Raw genomic sequence first — 18140 nt, forward strand, 5'->3', positions numbered from 1 at the left:
GGCAGGCCGGCGCGCAGCAGCGCCTGCTCGCCCTCGGGCGGTACGTCGCGAGTGGTGACGCGTGGCATGGTCGGCGAATCGTGGCGGTGTTCAGGCCGACGCGTAGTCGGAGAGCTTCCGGTCGGTGCGCCAGAAGCGCAGCAGGCCGGAGCGTCTGGCGGTGAACGCGATGCCGCCGTTGCCGCTGAAGGTGACGATGCGCACGCTGTCGATGCGGCCGCGTTTCAGCGCGTCGAGCGCGGGTGCAAAGAGCTTCTCTTCCATGCTTCGCAGCGCGGTGGCGACGGCGGCATCGTCGCCGTAGGCGTGCAGGGTATCCAGGCGAGCATCGCACCACAGCGCGTCACCCGGCAGGGGGCGGGCGAGCGCAGCGCCAGCGTTCTCGTCAGAGGCGCGCACTTCGCAGCCGGCGGCGCGCGCGAGTCCACCAGCGAGCGGATCGTCGCCGAGCACAAGGGCATACGGGCGGGTGAGGTTCGTGGGCAGGATTCCCGCGCCCCACAGCCATACGCTGTTGACCGCCAGCATCCCCCGCGACTCGCGCTCCATGTTCTGTGGGACGCCGTGCAGGAGCATCTGGATCTCGTTGCCGAGCCGGTGCCAGGTGAGCGCATCGGGTCCGCGCGGGAGGATCGGATCGATGGAGCGGCCGACGGCCTCGGCAAGCGGTGTGGTGAGAATGGCGGGCACGGTCGCCGTGCGCAGGTACCAGCGTTCGGGTCGCAGCGGATAGAAGACCAGGCCGTCGCTGGCGAAGTGGCGGTTGAGCGCGTCGGTCAGGGCCTCGGCCTCGCCCTGCGAGATGCCGAATACGCGATGGTCGGCGAGGACGAGCTGATCGCGCTGCAAGCGCAGGTGGACGGGATCCGCGCGCAGCCAGCACGCCTCGCCCGGGCTGCCGCCGTCACCGAGCAGCGAGAGCGCTCCGGCGGGCATCTCCCCATCGGAGTGCACGTCGAATCGGCGCATGAGCCAGCGGCTGGCGGTGGAGTCCGCGAGCGTCGTGCGGTCGCTGCGGGCGAGCAGCCGCTCCAGTGCCGGCAGGCGCGGAGCCGATGCGCCGGTCATGCCGGTCGACGGCGCGGGCAGCAGGCCGGGGAGCAGCAGGTCGAGGGTGGGGAGGCGGGCGGTCGCCATGATTCGATTTCTACTCTAGCATGGCGGGCAGGGGACGCCGGCAGCGCCCCCTCGACCGACGACGATGCAGCAGAAGCGAGACGAGATCACCATTGCCACCCGCGGCCGCGGCTTGTGGGACTTCACCGACGAGGTGCGCCGCTGGGTGACGGGAAGCGGCATCGAGAACGGCGTTCTCACGCTCTTCATCCGCCACACTTCGGCGAGCCTGCTGGTGCAGGAGAACTACGATCCCGAGGTGCAGCGCGACCTCGAGCGCTTCTTCTCCAGGCTGGTGCGCGACGGCGACGCCATGTTCGAGCACACCATCGAAGGGCCGGACGACATGCCGGCGCACGTGCGCGCAGCGCTCACGCAGACCAGCCTCTCGATTCCGGTGGCGGGCGGTGCGCTCGCCCTGGGAACCTGGCAGGGCCTCTACGTCTACGAGCATCGCACGGCAGGCCATCGGCGGCACGTGCTGCTGCACCTGATCGGCGAATAGCGCCCGGAGCCGGCGGCTGGCTGGCGCACCGGCCCTGTGGCACACTGCGCCCTTTTCCGACGGGGCCTCCCCGCTTGCAACCCTACGAGCTCTACATCGGCCTGCGCTACACGCGGGCGAAACGCCGCAACCAGTTCATCTCCTTCATCACGCTCACTTCGATGCTCGGCATCGCCCTCGGCGTGGCGGCGCTGATCGTCGTGCTCTCGGTGATGAACGGATTCCAGAAGGAGCTGCGCTCCCGCATCCTCGGCGTCGCGTCGCACATCCAGATCACGGGCACGAACGACCAGCTCGCGAGCTGGCAGCAGGTGGCCGGCGAGGCGCAACGCCATCCGCGCGTGATCGCGGCCGCACCTTACGTGTTCGGGCAGGGCATGCTCTCGACCGACCGCGGCGTGCAGGGTGCGATCATCCGCGGTGTCCTGCCGAGCCTCGAGAACCAGGTGGCGGACATCGGCCAGCACATGAAGGCGGGCAGTCTCGACAGCCTCGAGCCCGGCGCGTTTCGCATCGTCCTCGGCTCCGAACTCGCGCACGCCCTCGGCGCCTACGTCGGCGACAAGGTGGTGCTGATCGCGCCGCAGGGGCAGGTGACGCCCGCCGGCATCCTGCCGCGTCTCAAGCAGTTCACGGTGAGCGGCATCTTCGAGGTCGGCATGTTCGAATACGATTCCGGCCTCGCGCTGATCCACCTCGATGATGCGCAGAAGCTCTACCGGCTGGACGATCGCGTCACCGGCGTGCGCCTCAAGCTGGACGACCTCTTCGCCGCGCCGCAGGTCGCGCGCGAACTGATGCTGTCGCTCACGCAGGACGCCTTCGTCGGCGACTGGACGCGCAGCCACGCGAACTTCTTCCGCGCGGTGCAGATCGAGAAGAACGTGATGTTCATCATCCTGCTGCTGATCGTCGCCGTCGCCGCCTTCAACTTGGTGTCGACGCTGGTCATGGCGGTGACGGACAAGGAAGCCGACATCGCGATCCTGCGCACGCTGGGCGCCGCCCCGGTGTCGATCATGAAGATCTTCGTCGTCCAGGGATCCATCATCGGTGTGGTCGGTACCCTGCTCGGTGTGATCGGAGGCGTGCTGCTCGCACAGAACGTCGACGTCGTCGTACCCGCAATCGAGAAGCTGTTCCACGTCCAGTTCCTGTCCAAGGACGTGTACTACATCAGCGACCTGCCGTCCGAGTTGCGGTGGGCGGACGTGATCACCATCGCCATCGTGTCCCTGGTGATGAGTCTCGTCGCGACGCTCTACCCGAGCTGGCGCGCATCGAAGATCAATCCGGCGGAGGCGTTGCGCTATGAGTGACGGTCGCGCGCGGTTGCCCGTCGTCGCGTGTCGCGAACTGGCCAAGACCTACATGCAGGGCAAGGTGCCGGTGCCCGTGCTCGCCGCGATCGATCTCACCGTCGGCGTAGGCGAGCACGTGGCGATCGTCGGCGCATCGGGCTCCGGAAAGAGCACGCTCCTGCACCTGCTCGGCGGGCTCGACTCACCGACCGCGGGCACGGTCGAGGTCATGGGCCGCAATCTCGCCTCGATGACAGGCAAAGCGCGCGGCGACTGGCGCAACGCGCATCTCGGCTTCGTCTACCAGTTTCATCATCTGCTGCCGGAATTTTCGGCGGTCGACAATGTCGCCATGCCGCTCTATATCCGGCGGATGAGCGAGCGGCTGGCGCGCGAGCGCGCGACCGAGGTCCTGAAACAGGTGGGACTCGGACACCGGCTTGCGCACGCACCAGGCGAACTCTCCGGTGGTGAGCGCCAGCGCGCCGCGCTCGCCCGGGCGCTGGTGACAAAGCCGGCCTGCGTGCTGGCGGACGAACCGACCGGGAACCTCGACCGTCAGAATGCGCAGGCGGTATTCGATCTCATGCTGGAGCTCAACCGCGAGCTCGGCACCAGCATCGTCATCGTCACGCACGACGAACACCTGGCCGCCCGCGCCGACCGCGTGCTGCGGCTCGAAGACGGCGCGCTCGTCGCCGCTTCGGACTTCGTTCCCGCGGCTGGATAGCCGCTTCCTCGAACGCTCACCGCAAGCATGGTCCCGGGCGCGAGCCGGGGCCGATTCCTTCTGGCCTGCATTGTGCTGCATAGCAACAAAGTGGGCTGGAACTCGTGGAATCAAGGGTTTCGCCACGGTAGTGCGAGCTAATAGCGCAGGTTGTGCACCACAGGAGGGCGTGACTGCACCAGAGCGGAACAGACGCGAGGTGCAGCGTGCAACGCGGTTCCCGAGTGCGAGGTAACGATGAACGAGCTCTATGCAGTGCTGCTCTCCTGGGCCGTGACGTTGTCCGGCTATCCGATGCCCGATCATCCGGCCAAGGTCACGACCGTTTCGCATGACTATCTCGTCGATCATGCGTGCAACGGCCGCGAGTGCAAGGTCATGGGCTGGTTTCCGCCGGGGCGCACCATCTACGTGGACGAGCGTCTCAAGCCCGGCGACAGCATGCTCGCGGCATCAATCGTGGTCCACGAGATGGTCCACCATCTGCAGCACGAGGCAGGTCGCCTCGACCCGACAAAGTGGAGCTGCGAGAACGCGATCGCGCTGGAGCGCGAAGCCTACGGGGTGCAGCGGGAGTTTCTCTTGCGCTACGGTGTGTATCAGCCCGTCGGCGCCAGCATGCATCGCGTGGGCTGTGACCTCACGCAGCGCGCCGAGCTCAGCGCGCCGACCACGGCGAGCGGGATGGCGTCCGAAATTCCGTGAGCCGTCGCGCTCGCCGGGGCGGTTATTCCGGCAGCATGTCTACGTCCGGGTGCAGCGCGGCGTAGCGAACTTCGATCTCGCAGCCGTCTGCCCGACGCCAGCGTTTCCAGTGGTCGGTATAGTCGTACGAGCGGCGCAGCCGCACGAGCGTGTCCGCGCCTTCCCACGCATGATGACTGCCCTTGGCGAACGGCGCCGCGGGTTTCTCGAATACCTGGTGTGGAAGAACCGCAGCCGCATACTCGGTCGCGAGTCGGCGCGCTACACGTCCGTAGCTGTCGCGGCATTCGGTCTGCACCTTCCTCACCTGCTTCGGCGTGAGATTTTTTGACTTGAGGCTGGACGTCAGCACCACGGCGTCGAGTCCCTTGTTGACCGGATCGAAACGAAACGACGCGGAGAACGGAATGCCATCGAGCAGGTAATAATCGATCGCCACCACCACGCAATCATGCCCCTCGGCGGCGAGCGCCTGCCGGGAGAATTCGTCGTTGCAGCTGTCGTCGTCGCGCTCGGCGGCTTCTCCAAGCTTGGCTTCGACCGCGTCGGGCGGCGCACCCCACGGTATGCCCTGGAAGCCCGCGGCAGTCCGTGCAAAGGACGTCTGCGGTTCGGCTGCAAAGGTCGCCGCCCGCAGCTTGTGCGGTGAGAGCATCAGCAGGAGCGCGCCGAAGACAACAGCCGCGCCGCCGTACAGTAGCAGGGTGGGGGTATTCCGGTGTCCGGTGCTTCGGGAAGTGTTCGAGGGGGCGGCTGTGGCACCGCTGGTGGCAGGTGACATGCGGATTTCCTTACTGCTGGTGTGCTTCGACTGTCGAGAACGTGAAAAGAGGTCCCGCAGGCGGGACCCCGGTTGGGGGCAAAAGTATAGGCGGAAATGCTCGTTGGCGGGCGTCGTTGAAGCTTACCTGCCGTCAGCCACGTGCCGAGTATTCTCGTCCTGCGGTCACAGCGCAGGAGTTGCCATCCCGGTGGACCGGCGCAGCGACAGCCGCCGCGGCGGACGTGGGCAGGCGGCACGCCTTGCCTGGGTAATATCGCGTGCGGTGCAGATGAGGGCCAGCAACGGCTCATCGAAGAGTTCGGACTCGGGGTCGTTCACGTCGAAATCCAACTCCAACTCGTCCTCCAGCAGCGGGCGGCCGGCAGACTTCGCGGCCTGCGTTGCGCGTTCCGCGCACACGTCACGCAGATACTTCGCAGCTAGCCGACCCTGCTCCAGTTCGAACCCCGCCCAGACCACCACGCGCTCGAAATCCTTGGTCTCGATCCAGCGCACGACATCGCGCACCATCGCCTGACTGCCGTGCTGTGCATCGAGCACCGCGCGGAACAGCACCGCGCGCCACAGCTGAATCTCCGGCAGCATCAGGTTCGGGCCGGCCGTGCCGAAATCGGGATCGGGTTTCATGAGTTGTTTTCCCCAAGTACGGCCTGGCGGCCGGAAGTCGTTGATAACAAAAGCGTTGCCTGCGACTGCTTTTCAGCAATCCGGATGCCAGAGAAAACTCGGGGGCGTGAGAGGGCGGGCGAGCCGCTGCAAGTCCTGTCGGACGGGGCTTTGGCGAGTCATCGACGGTAACGGCCCGCCAGTCGCTGCGGCGAGCGGCGTTTGCCGACCGTCGCGTTTCCCGCGGGAGCGTTCAGTATTCGACGGGAATGGGGTCGAGGCTGCGCCAGAGATACCATGTGGCGACCGAGCGCCACGGCGTCCACCAGCCACCGAGCGCACGCAGGCGCCGCGCGGAGATCTTGCGGCCGCGGCCGTAGCTGAGACTGACCGCCCGCTGCAGTCCGAGGTCGTCGAGCGGGAAAACGTCCGGACGCTGCAGGTGGAAGATGAGGAACATCTCGGCGGTCCAGCGGCCGATGCCACGTACCTGCGTCAGCTCCACGACGATCGCCTCGTCGTCGAGTTCACCCCAGCGCTCGACGTTGACCGAGCCGTCGAGAAAATGGCCGGCGAGGTCGCTCAGGTACGCCGCCTTCTGCCGCGACAGGCCGGCCGCCCGAAACGCGGCCTCGCCATAGCCCGCAAGCGCCGGCGGTGTCACGCTGCCGACTTCTCCGAGAAGCCGCTGCCACACCGATTCCGCAGCCTTGACCGAGATCTGCTGGCCGACGATGGCACGCGCAAGCGTCGCAAAAGCATCGCCCCGCCGCTGCAGCGAGATATCCGGAAAGCGCGCGATCAGCGCGCGGAGGACGGGATCACGATCTGCCAGTTCCCGCGCCGCGCGGTCCCAGTAGAGCGGTTTCACGTGGGGGTGCGGCCAGCCCGTGACGCGCGGATGCGCGCTCGCTTGTGCCACGCGTGGACGACCCACAGCCGCCACGCGCCACGCACGGCGAAATAGCCGAGCACGGCCAGCAGCAGTGCAAACAGCGGCAGACCCACCGCGAGCGGCTTGCCCATCGACAGCAGCCATTCCCACAGCGCCGGCAGCCACTCCGACCACGGCTTGTCCGCAAGGCTCAAAGGCGCGGGTGGACCTTCGCCCGGGCTGCTCGTCACCCATGCTCCGATCTGATAGGCCGCGATGTACAGTGGCACGATCGTCAGCGGATTGGTATACAGCGTCGTGAACACCGCGACCGGGAGATTCACCTTGAGGATGACTGAAAGGAGGGTCGCGGCGGCGATCTGCGTCGGCCCCGGCACCAGTCCGGCGAAGAGCCCGATTGCCACACCGCCTGCCACCGAGCGGCGGTTCAGGTGCCACAGATTGGGGTGTGTGAGGAAGCTGCCGAAGCGGGCCACGAAAGGATTCCCGGTAACGCTCTCGTGGCTGGGAAGGTATTTGCGGAAGAGCTTTTTCGGCACGGCTGCTCGCTTGGCGGCTTCGGACGACGCGGCGAAACTGTACCGGAAAGCCGTGCCGCGAGACAGGCAGCTTCTGGTCCGTCTGCTCCGTGCGTAGCGCGGTAATCGCATATCTCCTCGGCGTGATCTGGCTGCAGACGCGCGCCGAGCTGCCACCGCTCCCGTGGCTCGGCTTCGCTGCAGCCTCGGTGGTGGCGGGGTCGCTGATCTTCGTACCGGGGCGACGGCGCCGACTCCTGCGACGCGGGATCACCCTCGTCACCGTCCTTGCGCTGGGCTTCTTCTGGGCCGCTGGCCGCGCGGAGCATCGGCTCGACCAGCGCCTGACACCCGAACTCGAAGGGCGCGACCTGCACGTCGTCGGTGTGATCTCGGGACTGCCGCAGCAGCACGAGCGAGGCGTGCGCTTCGGCTTCGAGATCGAGAAGGTGGCAGACGGCGTTGCGCTGCCCGCGCGCGTGCAGCTCAACTGGTACGGGCGCAGCACGGACGAGGAGGCGCGTGCGGCGGCGGTGCCTGTGCTGCGTGCCGGGGAGCGCTGGTCGCTCGTCGTTCGACTCAAGCGCCCGCACGGAACGGTGAATCCGCACGCGTTCGACTATGAGCTTTGGCTGCTGGAGGAAGACATCGGCGCGACCGGCTACGTGCGCCGCGATCCCGGCAATCGTCTGATCGATACGCTGGTCTGGCGGCCGGGCCTGCTCGTCGATCGCGTGCGGGAACTCCTGCGTGAGCGCATCGGCGCCATTCTCGGCGACCGCCCCTGCGCGGGCGTTATCGTCGCGCTGGCGGTGGGCGACCAGGCGGCGATCCCGGCGGCGCAATGGCAGGTCTTCAACCGCACCGGCGTCAACCATCTGATGAGCATCTCCGGGCTGCACATCACGATGGTGGCGGCGCTCGTGGCGGGCCTCGCCGGCTTCGGCTGGCGGCGTTCGCGGTGGGCGTTGCGCGTGCCGGCGCTGAAAGCTGCCGCGCTCGCCGGACTTGCGGCCGCCTTCGGCTACGCGTTGCTGGCCGGCTTCGGTGTTCCGGCGCAGCGCACCGTGCTCATGCTCGCGGTGGTGGCGCTGGCGCTGCTGCGAGGGGTCGAGACGGCGCCGTCGACCGTCCTATCTGTCGCATTGCTGGTCGTGGTCGTCGCCGATCCCTGGGCGGTGACTGCGCCCGGTTTCTGGCTCTCGTTTGGCGCCGTCGCCGCCATCCTGTTCGTGACTTCGTGGCGCATCGGCCGCCCGCACTGGCTGGCAGAGTGGGGCCGCGTGCAGTGGGCGGTGACGCTCGGGCTCACGCCGCTTCTGCTCGCGCTGTTCCAGCAGGTATCGCTGGCGTCACCCCTGGCGAATGCCATCGCCATTCCGGTGGTGAGTCTCGTCGTGGTGCCGCTCACGCTCGCCGGCTGCGTCCCGCCGTTCGGGTTCCTGCTGCCCGTGGCGGAACGCGTGCTCGGTCTGTGCATGGGATTCCTCACGGTCTTGAGCGCGAGCGAAGCGTCGGTGTGGGAGAGTCACGCGCCGTCGCTCTGGGCCGTGGTGCTCGCGCTCACGGGTGTGATCTGGCTGCTGCTGCCGCGCGGATTCCCGACCCGGTGGGTGGGCTGCGTCCTGCTGCTGCCGCTTTTCGCCTCGCGCCCGCAGCCGTTGCCGGAGGGGGCGCTGCGCCTGACGGTGCTCGACGTCGGGCAGGGTCTTGCGGTCGTCGCGCAGACGCACGCGCACGCGCTGCTGTACGACGCCGGGCCGGATTACACCGGCGACGCGGATGCCGGCAATCGCATCGTCGTGCCGTTTCTGCGTGCGAGCGGTGTGACGCGACTCGACGGCCTCGTGCTTTCTCATGACGACAGCGACCACATCGGCGGCGCCGCCTCGGTGCTGCAGACGGTGCCGATCGGATGGATCGTTTCATCGCTGCCGGACGAGCATCCCCTGCGCGCGCCGGCAGCAGCTTCCGGGCGGTGTCTCGGCGGTCAGCAATGGGAATGGGACGGGGTACGTTTCGAGATGCTGAGTCCGGCGCCGGGCGACGACTTCCGTGGCCGCTCCGACAACGATTCGAGCTGTGTGCTGAAAATGACGGCGGCAACCGGCAGTGCACTGCTGCCCGGTGACATCGAGCGGCGCGCCGAGACCGAGCTGGTCGCACGCGTCGGCGATCGCGTGCGAAGCACCCTTCTCATTGCTCCGCATCACGGCAGCCGCACCTCGTCGAGCGACGCATTGCTCGATGCGGTGCGACCCGCGACGGTTGTCTTCACTGCCGGTTATCGCAACCGCTTCGGCCATCCCAAGCCGGAGGTGATCGCGCGCTATCGCGATCGGGACATCGACATGCTGCGCAGCGACCGCGACGGTGCGCTGCGCGTCGACTTTACCCGCGACGGGGTGCGCGTCACGCGCTGGCGCCAGGCCGAACGGCGCTACTGGCGCGACGATCCGCCGCGCTGAGCTCAGGAAACCGGCTTGCGGCGCAGATCGAGCGTGAACGGGAAGAGACGGTTGAGCGGCTCTTCCCGCACCTTCATCGGCCCCGGCGTGTGACCGTGATCCCAGAAGCGGGCGACGCGCCGCGCTTCCGCTTCGTTGGCGTTGACGGGAAACGTCTCGTAGCTGCGCCCGCCCGGATGCACCACGTGATACGTGCAGCCGCCGATGGCGCGCCCGCTCCAGGTATCGACGATATCGAACACGAGAGGCGAGTGGACCGGGATCGTCGGATGCAGCGCAGAGGGCGGTGCCCAGGCGCGATAGCGCACGCCGGCGACGTACTCGCCATGCGTGCCCGTGGGGTGCAGGGGCACCGGCCGGCCGTTGCAGGTCACGACGTGGCGCGAGTCGGTCATGCCGTTGACCTTGACCTGCAGGCGCTCGAGAGATGAGTCGACATAGCGCGCCGTTCCCGCCTGCGAGACCTCCTCGCCCAGCACGTTCCACGGCTCGATGGCTTGGCGGAGCTCGAGCTTGACGCCCTCGTAGGCCACCGTGCCGTAGCGGGGAAAGCGGAACTCGATGAAGGGCGCGAACCATTCCGGTTCGAACGGATAGCCGGCAGCGCGCAGGTCGCGCACCACGTCGCGCAGGTCGTGCTCGACGAAGTGCTGCAGCATGAAACGGTCGTGCAGCTGCGTGCCCCAGTTGACGAGCCGCCCCTGGTAGGGCTCGCGCCAGAAGCGCGCCACCAGCGCCCGCAGAAGCAGCGTCTGCAGGAGGCTCATGCGCGGATGCGGCGGCATTTCGAAGGCGCGGAACTCGAGCAGGCCGAGGCGCCCGGTCGGTCCGTCGGGCGAGTAGAGCTTGTCGATGGAGAATTCCGCGCGGTGCGTGTTGCTGGTCAGGTCGACCAGCAGATTGCGCAGCAGCCGGTCCACCAGCCAGGGCTGGTTGCTGGGCTTGCCCGGCGTGAGCTTCTCGTCGATCTGCTGGAACGCGATTTCGAGCTCGTACAGGGCGTCGTCCCGCGCCTCGTCGACGCGCGGCGCCTGGCTCGTCGGTCCGACGAAGGTGCCGGAGAAGAGATACGAGAGCGCCGGGTGGTTCTGCCAGTAGGTGATCAGGCTCTTCAGCAGGTCGGGCCGGCGCAGCAGCGGGCTGTCGGCCGGCGATGGCCCGCCGAGCGTGACGTGATTGCCGCCGCCGGTTCCGGTGTGCCGTCCGTCCAGCATGAATTTTTCCGTGCCGAGGCGGGAGAGACGGGCTTCCTCGTAGAGGATCGTCACGTTGCTGACGAGTTCGTCCCAGCTCGCTGCCGGATGGATGTTGACCTCGATCACGCCGGGATCGGGGGTGACATTGATCACGCGCAGGCGTGGATCGCTCGGTGGTGTGTAACCCTCGATGCGCAGCGGCAGCTTGTGCTCTGCCGCGGTGTCCTCGATCGCCGCCACGAGGTTCACGTAGTCTTCGAGGTGGGTGAGCGGCGGCATGAAGAGGTTGAGGCGACCGTCGCGCACCTCCACGCAAAGCGCGGTGTGGATGACTTCCTTGGGTCTGGGCCGCGCTGCGGGCTCAGCGCCCGGTGCAACGGCGAGCGCCGTGCCGCCGCTCGCTGCGCGCGGGTCGCCGAGCGCTTCGCGTTCGGCGAACGGGTCCACCGGGTACTCGATTTCCGCGTCGTCGGGGGCGACCCATGGCAATGAGGACAGAGGCAAGCGCAGGCCCATGGGCGAGTCGCCGCCGATCAGGTACACATGCTCGCGCTTGAGCGGCCAGCGGCTGGAGCGCCAGCGGCTCTCGCCCGGATTCGTCTTGCCCTTCGGCAGCCGCTGCCGGTCCTCGGGCTTGAGCGGCAGCACATAGCCCACGACCTCCCCCAGGCCGCGACCGAGCAGTTTTGCGAGCCGTGAGCGCTCCTCGCCTTTTTTGAGGTCGCGCTGCAGGGGATCGACGTTTTCGGGGAGATTCTGTTCTTCGGTGACTGCCTGCGAGACGTCCTCGTAGGCGGGGATGGCGTAGCGTTCCGACAGTCCCAGGCGCCGCGCGAGACCCGCGACGAAGCGGTGCGCATCCTCCGGCACCGAGGTCCCTGTCGCGTCGGAGCTCGCGATGAGACCTTCGTCGCGCCACAGTGGGACGCCATCGCGCCGCCAGTAGATGCCGAGAGCCCAGCGCGGCAGCGGCTCGCCCGGATACCACTTGCCCTGGCCGAAATGGAGCAGGCCACCCTGCGCGAACCTCTCCTTCAGCTTGAGCTGCAGGATGCCCGCCAGCTCGCGCTTCTTCTCGCCGTGGGCATTCGTGTTCCATTCGGCGCCGTCCATGTCGTCGATCGAAACGAAGGTCGGCTCTCCTCCCTGTGTGAGGCGGACGTCGCCGGCCACGATCTCGGCGTCGATCTTGTGGCCGAGCGCCTCGATCGCCTGCCACTGCTCCTCCTGGAACGGCTTCGTCACCCGCGGATCCTCGTGGATGCGGGTGACCTTCATCTCGAAGTGGAAGTCGCACTCGCAGACGTCGGTGTAACCGACCACCGGTGCGGCGCTCGACGGGAAGGCCGTGCATGCGAGAGGAATGTGGCCTTCGCCGGCGAGCAGCCCGGAAGTGGGGTCGAGCCCGATCCACCCGGCGCCGGGCAGGTAAGCCTCGGTCCAGGCGTGCAGGTCGGTAAAGTCGGCCTCCGGCCCGGAAGGTCCGTCAAGTGCCTTCACGTCGGCCGTGAGCTGGATGAGGTAGCCTGAGGCGAAGCGGGACGCGAGCCCGAAGTCGCGCAGGATCTGGCACAGCATCCAGGCGCTGTCGCGGCAGGAGCCGGCGCCGCGGGCGAGGGTTTCCTCCGACGTCTGCACCCCCGGCTCCATGCGGATGAGGTAGCTGACGTCCCGGGAGACCTTCTGGTTCAAGGCCACCAGAAAATCGTTTATGTTCATGCCGGGCTTGAGTCCGTTCGCGCGGAAGTCGGCCAGCCACGCGGCGAGCAGCGGTCCGGGCGGATCGCGCTCGAGAAACGGGGCCAGTTCCTTGGCGAGCTGGGGTGGATACGCGAACGGGTATTCCCCCGCGTACTCCTCCACGAAGAAGTCGAACGGATTGATCACCGTCATGTCCGCGACCAGATCGACGGCGATCTCCAGTTCCCGCGCTTTCTCGGGGAAGACGAGGCGCGCGACGTAGTTCCCGTACGCGTCCTGCTGCCAGTTGATGAACTGCTTCTCGGGCTTGACCGTGAGCGAATAACTGTGGATCGGCGTGCGGCAATGCACCGCCGGGCGCAGGCGGATCTCGTGCGGCGATATCGCGACCGGGCGGTCGTAGCGGTAGCGGGTGAGGTGGTGCAGGGCGACGCGAATTGTCATGACTTTGGCGTGGACGCGATAACGGGGCGGCTGCGGTACACCGCCGCGGAGAATGATGCGGTAACGCGGGGCGTGCCGCCCTCGGCGGCACGTCCGCTCAATCGTCCCAGTGCGGGTTCGGCAACTCGGAGAAGACCCGCCGCACCCCCTCGCCCCACATCTTGTGGATGCGCGAGAAGTACGCATCGCCCTCCACGATGCGCCGCTGCAGGCCGACGACCAGGCTGTCGTGCTCGTACACCAGGATGTCGATCGGCAGCCCGACCGACACGTTGGAGCGCATGGTGGAATCGAAGGAGACGAGCACACACTTCGCCGCGTCCATGAGGCTCGTGCGACTGGTCACGACACGGTCGATGATGGGCTTGCCGTACTTGATCTCGCCGATCTGAAAGTACGGCGTCTCCGGCATTGCTTCGATGAAGTTCCCTTCGGAGTAGATGTGGAAGAGCCGCTGTCGCTCGTCGTGAATCTGACCCCCGATCAGGAACGAGGCGTAGGAATCGACGTTCGCCTGCGTGAGATAGCCGGCATCCCGCTCGCGCACCTCGCGCAGCGCATCGCCGAGCAGTTGCGCACCCTGGAACATGGAGTTGATGTTCCAGATCGTGTGGCCGCCCTCCGTGGTCTTGCCGGCTTCCAGCAGGTTCAACGCGCCTTGCGTCAGCGACAGGTTGCCGGACGAGAGCACGACGATCACGCGGTTGCCCTCGACGACGAAGAGGCGCATCTTGCGGAACGATGCAACGTGATCGACGCCCGCATTGGTGCGGGAATCCGACGCGAAGATCATCCCCGCGTCCAGCATCATGGCGACACCGTAGGTCATGCCGGTTCCGTGACAAGCGCGTTACAGGAGCGCGCAAGAATAAGTGAATCGTCGAGGGGCGACAAGGCGCCCCCGGCACCGGGCTGGCGCCGAGGCCGCGGCGGTCGATCAAGCGTACACCGGCGTCAGGAACTGCCGGTTGATCTCGTCGCCCAGGGTGCTGATCTTGCCGAGAAAATCGGTCAGGTATTCGTGCAGGCCGTAGGACACGATCTGCTCGATGCGGCCGTAGTGGAGATGGGCGTGAATCTCGCCCGCGAGCCGCTCGGCTTCACCGGCGGCGCTGCCGCTCACCTGCTTCAGGATCTCGTACACGTCGTTCATGCAGGCGTGCAGCGAACGCGGCATGTCGTCGCGCAGGATCAGCATCTCTGCCACGCGCATCGGCGTGATCGCATCCCGGTACATCTTGCGGTAGGCCTGGAAGCCCGATAGGGACCGCAACAGCGCACTCCACTGATAGTAGTCGACGGCGCCACCGACATCGGCTGCACTCGGCAGCAGCGTGTGATACTTCACGTCGAGCAGCCGCGCGGTGTTGTCCGGGCGCTCCATGTAGGTGCCGAGGCGGATGAAGAGATACGCTTCATCGCGCAGCATGGTGCCGAAGGTGATGCCGCGCAGGAGGTGGGAGCGCATCTTCACCCACTCGAAGAACTCCTGGATGCCGCGGTCCGTCACTGCGGCGAAATCCATCGGACGCACCTCGAGCCAGGTGTGGTTGAGGCTTTCCCACATCTCGGGCGTGATCGCCCCGCGCTGCGAGCGCGCCGCTTCGCGCGCCGACTGCAGGCAGGAGTAGATCGACGAGGGATTGCGCGCGTCCAGGACGAGGAAGAAGAGGACGTTGTCCGCGGTGAGTTGCGGGTAGCGCTCGTAGTAGTCGCTGACCAGCCCGGTGATGATGAGCGGGATCGCCCACGGCTCGGCCCATTGTTCGCGCCCTTCCTCGACGATCCGGTAAGGCAGGAGCGACATGCGGTAGGTGATGTCGAGCATGCGCGCGGTGTTCTCCGCACGCTCCATGTAACGCGACATCCAGTACAGATCGTTTGCGGTTCGCGACAGCATGTTATGACTCCAGCACCCAGGTGTCCTTCGTACCGCCGCCCTGCGACGAGTTCACCACCAGCGACCCTTCCCGCAGCGCGACGCGCGTGAGTCCGCCCGGCACCAGCGTGATCTCGCGCCCGGAGAGAACGAAGGGACGCAAATCGATGTGGCGGGGCGCGACGCCCGACTCGACGAAGGTCGGACACGCGGACAGCGACAACGTGGGCTGCGCGATGTACTTCTCCGGCGCGGCGATGATGCGCTGCCGGAATTCCTCGATCTGCGCGGAACTTGCCGTGGGGCCGACCAGCATGCCGTAGCCGCCGGAACCGTGGACTTCCTTCACCACCAGTTCGGCGAGGTGGGCGAGCACGTAGTCGCGATCGTCGGGCTTCGCCAGCAGATAAGTGTGGACGTTGTTCAGGATCGGCGTCTCACCCAGGTAGAAACGGATCATGTCCGGCACATAGGGGTAGATCGACTTGTCGTCGGCGATCCCGGTGCCGAGCGCGTTGGCAAGCGTGACCTTGCCCGCGCGGTAGGCGGAGAAGAGTCCCGGCACGCCGAGCATGCTGTCCTTGCGGAAGGCCAGCGGATCGATGAAGTCGTCGTCGATGCGGCGATAGATCACGTCGACCCGGCGCGGCCCCTTGGTCGTGCGCATGAACACGGTATTGTCGCGGACGGAGAGATCCTGTCCCTCGACGAGTTCGACCCCCATCTGCTGGGCGAGGAATGTATGCTCGAAATACGCGCTGTTGAAGATGCCGGGGGTGAGCAGCACCACCGTCGGGTCGGACACGCCGGCCGGCGCCACGCTGCGCAGGCTTTCCAGAAGCAGGTACGGATAGTGGTCGACCGGCGCCACCGACTGCTTCGAGAAGAGCTCGGGGAAGAGCCGCATCATCATCTTGCGATCCTCGAGCATGTACGACACGCCCGACGGAACGCGGAGATTGTCCTCCAGGACGTAGTACTCGCCCTGTCCGGCGCGGACGATGTCGACGCCTGCGACGTGACAGTAAATGCCGTTGGGCACGGCCACCCCGCACATTTCGGAGCGGTACTCGGAATTCCCGATCACCTTTTCGGCCGGCACGATGCCGGCCTTGATGATCTCCTGATCGTGATAGACGTCGTGCAGGAAGGCATTGAGCGTCTGCACCCGCTGCCGCAGCCCCTGCTCGAGCATCCGCCACTCCTGCGCCGGAATGATGCGCGGCACGATGTCGAAGGGGATCAGGCGCTCGGTGCCGCTTTCCTCACCGTACACCGCAAACGTGATGCCGACGCGGTGGAACATGACATCGGCTTCGGCGCGCTTTTCCGCGATGCGATCGGGTTCGGTGCCGGCGAGCCAGTCGGCGAAGGGTTGGTAGTGGGGGCGGACGGTGCCGTCCGGAAGGAACATCTCGTTGTAGAAGCGGGCGTCCAACATTGGCGTGCGCTCTTTTTCCTTGAGGTATTTCGGAGCGAAAATTGCAACCGCTGTGCCACGGAACAGCGGCGCTCCACCGGCGTCGTGCGCCGGGTGCAGCGTGCCCGTAAGCGCTTGATAGGCTTGAGCGGGCGCGCAAATGGTACACCGAATCGGGTCGGCCGAAGGCTCGCCGATGCGCCCCCTTGCGGTGCGCGGCGCTCCGTTTCGGAGCGGGGGCACTGGCGCGCTAACCCCATGGTGTCGGCGCCGGTTCCCGCGGTCATGATGGAGATGGCGGCGCGCTCGCTCGCGCGGACACCCCCGACCGGGGCTCGACCTCGGGCCCTCGACGCCAACCGCAACGTCCGCCCTGTACACGCTCGCGAGGCGAGAAGGCGGAGCGGGTGGGTGCCCGGTGCTTGCGTGAGATAATTTCGCGATGAGTACCGCTTCCGCCGATCCGCGCGCCGGGCCCGAAGCCAGCTTCGACAGCGTGGCGGTGCTCGCGCAGCTCACCTCGCGTCTGTCCGAGCCCGATCAGGCACTGGTTGCCCGCGCTCTCGACTTCGCCCGCGACGAGCTTGCGCAGCAAAGAACCGCGGACGGGGAGCCGGCGCTCGACCACGCGGTGGGCACGGCCGGCGTTCTCACCGGGTTGCCCTTGGCCGGCAGTGCGGTCGCGGCAGCGCTCCTGCATGACATGCCGGACTTCATCGCGCGCAGCCAGGAGAAGCTGCGTGAAACGGTGAGTCCGGATGTGGCGAGCCTGGTCGACGGCGTGGCTCGCATGGGGCAGATTCAGGCGCTCACCGGCGGGGTTGCGGCCGGCACCGGGCGCGAGGACGGTGCGCAGCTCGAGGGGCTGCGCAAGATGCTGCTCGCCATGGTGCAGGACATCCGTGTCGTGCTGATCAAGCTGGCGGAGCAGACGCAACGTCTGCGCTTTCTGGTGAAGCGCGGCGAGGAAGACCGCCGCCGCGCGGCGGCCCGCGAAACACTGGACCTGCTGGCGCCGCTCGCGAACCGGCTCGGCGTCTGGCAGTTCAAGTGGGAGCTGGAGGACCTGTCTTTCCGCATCCTGGAGCCGGGCGTCTACAAGGATGTCGCGCGCCAGCTCGACGAGAAGCGGGTCGACCGCGAACGCTATATCGAGCAGGCCATCGCCACGCTCAAGGGCGAACTGGCCGCCGCGGGCATTGCCGCCGACATCAGTGGCCGGCCGAAGCACATCTACAGCATCTGGAAGAAGATGCGCCGCAAGTCGGTCGATTTCGCAGAAGTTTATGATGCGCGGGCGCTGCGTGTCCTCGTGCCCGAGGTGCGCGATTGCTACACGGCGCTGGGCATCGTCCACAACCTGTGGGTGCCGCTGCCCAGGGAGTTCGACGACTACATCGCGAAACCGAAGCCGAACGGCTACCGGTCGCTGCACACGGCGGTCATCGGTCCGGACGGACGCGTGCTTGAGGTGCAGATCCGCACCCACGACATGCACCGCCACGCGGAGCTCGGCGTGGCTGCGCACTGGCGCTACAAGGAGGGTGGCGGGCGCGACAGTTCCTACGACGACAAGATCGCGTGGCTGCGGCAGATACTGGAGTGGCCGGATGAGGTGCCCGATTCGGCCGAGATCGCCGCGCAGTTCAAGACGGAGCTCTTTCGCGACACGGTTTACGTATTCACGCCGCAGGGGCAGGTGATTGCGCTCCCGCGCGGGGCGACGCCGGTCGACTTCGCCTACCACGTGCACTCGGAGCTCGGCCATCGCTGCCGCGGCGCCAAGGTGAACGGCGCGATGGTGCCGTTGAACTACGCGCTGTCGAACGGACAGCGTGTGGAAGTGCTCGCGGCCAAGTCGGGCGGACCCTC

General features: G+C 67.0%; 15 protein-coding genes. 6 read left to right on the top strand and 9 right to left on the bottom strand.

The window, feature by feature from the left end:
- Positions 1–90 precede the first annotated feature (90 nt).
- A complete protein-coding gene (locus JNK68_00775) occupies positions 91–1137 on the bottom strand; it encodes a phosphoglycerate mutase (protein MBL8538878.1) in 1047 nt (348 codons plus the stop codon).
- A 64-nt stretch (positions 1138–1201) separates the two neighbouring features.
- On the opposite strand from JNK68_00775, the gene JNK68_00780 reads away from it, so the two are divergent.
- The 4 genes from JNK68_00780 to JNK68_00795 all read left to right on the top strand — a co-directional run bounded on the left by JNK68_00780 (position 1202) and on the right by JNK68_00795 (position 4357).
- Positions 1202–1621, top strand: a complete 420-nt coding sequence (locus JNK68_00780) for a YjbQ family protein (protein MBL8538879.1) — start codon at positions 1202–1204, stop codon at positions 1619–1621.
- 74 nt (positions 1622–1695) lie between these two features.
- Complete coding sequence (locus JNK68_00785) at positions 1696–2940, top strand: lipoprotein-releasing ABC transporter permease subunit (protein ID MBL8538880.1); 1245 nt, start codon at positions 1696–1698, stop codon at positions 2938–2940.
- Positions 2933–3652 (top strand): lipoprotein-releasing ABC transporter ATP-binding protein LolD, encoded by a 720-nt coding sequence (lolD, locus tag JNK68_00790; GenBank protein ID MBL8538881.1) that lies wholly within the window; start codon positions 2933–2935, stop codon positions 3650–3652. Before JNK68_00785 ends, lolD begins: the two co-directional genes overlap by 8 nt.
- Positions 3653–3889: 237 nt before the next feature.
- Positions 3890–4357: a hypothetical protein gene (locus JNK68_00795; protein MBL8538882.1), complete on the top strand. Its 468-nt coding sequence runs from the start codon at positions 3890–3892 to the stop codon at positions 4355–4357.
- A 22-nt stretch (positions 4358–4379) separates the two neighbouring features.
- On the opposite strand, the gene JNK68_00800 is transcribed toward JNK68_00795, so the two are convergent.
- The 4 genes from JNK68_00800 to JNK68_00815 all read right to left on the bottom strand — a co-directional run bounded on the left by JNK68_00800 (position 4380) and on the right by JNK68_00815 (position 7292).
- Positions 4380–5138, bottom strand: coding sequence for a hypothetical protein (locus JNK68_00800; GenBank protein MBL8538883.1), 759 nt, complete (start codon positions 5136–5138; stop codon positions 4380–4382).
- A 165-nt stretch (positions 5139–5303) separates the two neighbouring features.
- Positions 5304–5768: a hypothetical protein gene (locus JNK68_00805; protein ID MBL8538884.1), complete on the bottom strand. Its 465-nt coding sequence runs from the start codon at positions 5766–5768 to the stop codon at positions 5304–5306.
- A 232-nt stretch (positions 5769–6000) separates the two neighbouring features.
- The gene (locus JNK68_00810) at positions 6001–6618 is read right to left on the bottom strand and encodes a DNA-3-methyladenine glycosylase 2 family protein (GenBank protein MBL8538885.1); all 618 of its coding nucleotides are present in this window, start codon (positions 6616–6618) and stop codon (positions 6001–6003) included.
- On the bottom strand, positions 6615–7292 hold the full coding sequence (locus JNK68_00815; GenBank protein ID MBL8538886.1) for a DUF2062 domain-containing protein: 678 nt from the start codon (positions 7290–7292) through the stop codon (positions 6615–6617). Before JNK68_00815 ends, JNK68_00810 begins: the two co-directional genes overlap by 4 nt.
- Between JNK68_00815 and JNK68_00820 the strand changes: the two genes are divergently transcribed.
- Positions 7271–9628 (top strand): DNA internalization-related competence protein ComEC/Rec2, encoded by a 2358-nt coding sequence (locus tag JNK68_00820; GenBank protein ID MBL8538887.1) that lies wholly within the window; start codon positions 7271–7273, stop codon positions 9626–9628. The genes JNK68_00815 and JNK68_00820 overlap by 22 nt on opposite strands.
- A 2-nt stretch (positions 9629–9630) precedes the next feature.
- Here the strand turns inward: JNK68_00820 and JNK68_00825 are convergent, their stop codons facing one another.
- The 4 genes from JNK68_00825 to JNK68_00840 all read right to left on the bottom strand — a co-directional run bounded on the left by JNK68_00825 (position 9631) and on the right by JNK68_00840 (position 16289).
- The gene (locus tag JNK68_00825; protein ID MBL8538888.1) at positions 9631–12969 is read right to left on the bottom strand and encodes a transglutaminase family protein; all 3339 of its coding nucleotides are present in this window, start codon (positions 12967–12969) and stop codon (positions 9631–9633) included.
- A gap of 97 nt (positions 12970–13066) precedes the next feature.
- Positions 13067–13798 (bottom strand): peptidase, encoded by a 732-nt coding sequence (locus tag JNK68_00830; GenBank protein ID MBL8538889.1) that lies wholly within the window; start codon positions 13796–13798, stop codon positions 13067–13069.
- 108 nt (positions 13799–13906) lie between these two features.
- Positions 13907–14869, bottom strand: coding sequence for an alpha-E domain-containing protein (locus JNK68_00835; GenBank protein MBL8538890.1), 963 nt, complete (start codon positions 14867–14869; stop codon positions 13907–13909).
- A 1-nt stretch (position 14870) separates the two neighbouring features.
- A complete protein-coding gene (locus tag JNK68_00840) occupies positions 14871–16289 on the bottom strand; it encodes a circularly permuted type 2 ATP-grasp protein (protein ID MBL8538891.1) in 1419 nt (472 codons plus the stop codon).
- Between the two features lie 421 nt (positions 16290–16710).
- Here JNK68_00840 and JNK68_00845 point away from each other — a divergent pair.
- On the top strand, positions 16711–18140 hold a 1430-nt coding region (locus tag JNK68_00845; GenBank protein ID MBL8538892.1), incomplete at its 3' end, for a bifunctional (p)ppGpp synthetase/guanosine-3',5'-bis(diphosphate) 3'-pyrophosphohydrolase.

This window comes from Betaproteobacteria bacterium (assembly GCA_016791345.1).
GTDB lineage: Bacteria > Pseudomonadota > Gammaproteobacteria > Burkholderiales > JAEUMW01 > JAEUMW01.

What these genes read in the sequence shown, in the direction of transcription:
- JNK68_00825 (MBL8538888.1), bottom strand. Translation starts at nt 12,969, where the DNA reads ATGACAATTCGCGTCGCCCTGCACCACCTCACCCGCTACCGCTACGAC.
- JNK68_00805 (MBL8538884.1), bottom strand. Translation starts at nt 5,768, where the DNA reads ATGAAACCCGATCCCGATTTCGGCACGGCCGGCCCGAACCTGATGCTG.
- JNK68_00780 (MBL8538879.1), top strand. Translation starts at nt 1,202, where the DNA reads ATGCAGCAGAAGCGAGACGAGATCACCATTGCCACCCGCGGCCGCGGC.
- JNK68_00835 (MBL8538890.1), bottom strand. Translation starts at nt 14,869, where the DNA reads ATGCTGTCGCGAACCGCAAACGATCTGTACTGGATGTCGCGTTACATG.
- JNK68_00830 (MBL8538889.1), bottom strand. Translation starts at nt 13,798, where the DNA reads ATGACCTACGGTGTCGCCATGATGCTGGACGCGGGGATGATCTTCGCG.
- lolD (MBL8538881.1), top strand. Translation starts at nt 2,933, where the DNA reads ATGAGTGACGGTCGCGCGCGGTTGCCCGTCGTCGCGTGTCGCGAACTG.
- JNK68_00815 (MBL8538886.1), bottom strand. Translation starts at nt 7,292, where the DNA reads ATGCGATTACCGCGCTACGCACGGAGCAGACGGACCAGAAGCTGCCTG.
- JNK68_00795 (MBL8538882.1), top strand. Translation starts at nt 3,890, where the DNA reads ATGAACGAGCTCTATGCAGTGCTGCTCTCCTGGGCCGTGACGTTGTCC.
- JNK68_00775 (MBL8538878.1), bottom strand. Translation starts at nt 1,137, where the DNA reads ATGGCGACCGCCCGCCTCCCCACCCTCGACCTGCTGCTCCCCGGCCTG.
- JNK68_00840 (MBL8538891.1), bottom strand. Translation starts at nt 16,289, where the DNA reads ATGTTGGACGCCCGCTTCTACAACGAGATGTTCCTTCCGGACGGCACC.
- JNK68_00800 (MBL8538883.1), bottom strand. Translation starts at nt 5,138, where the DNA reads ATGTCACCTGCCACCAGCGGTGCCACAGCCGCCCCCTCGAACACTTCC.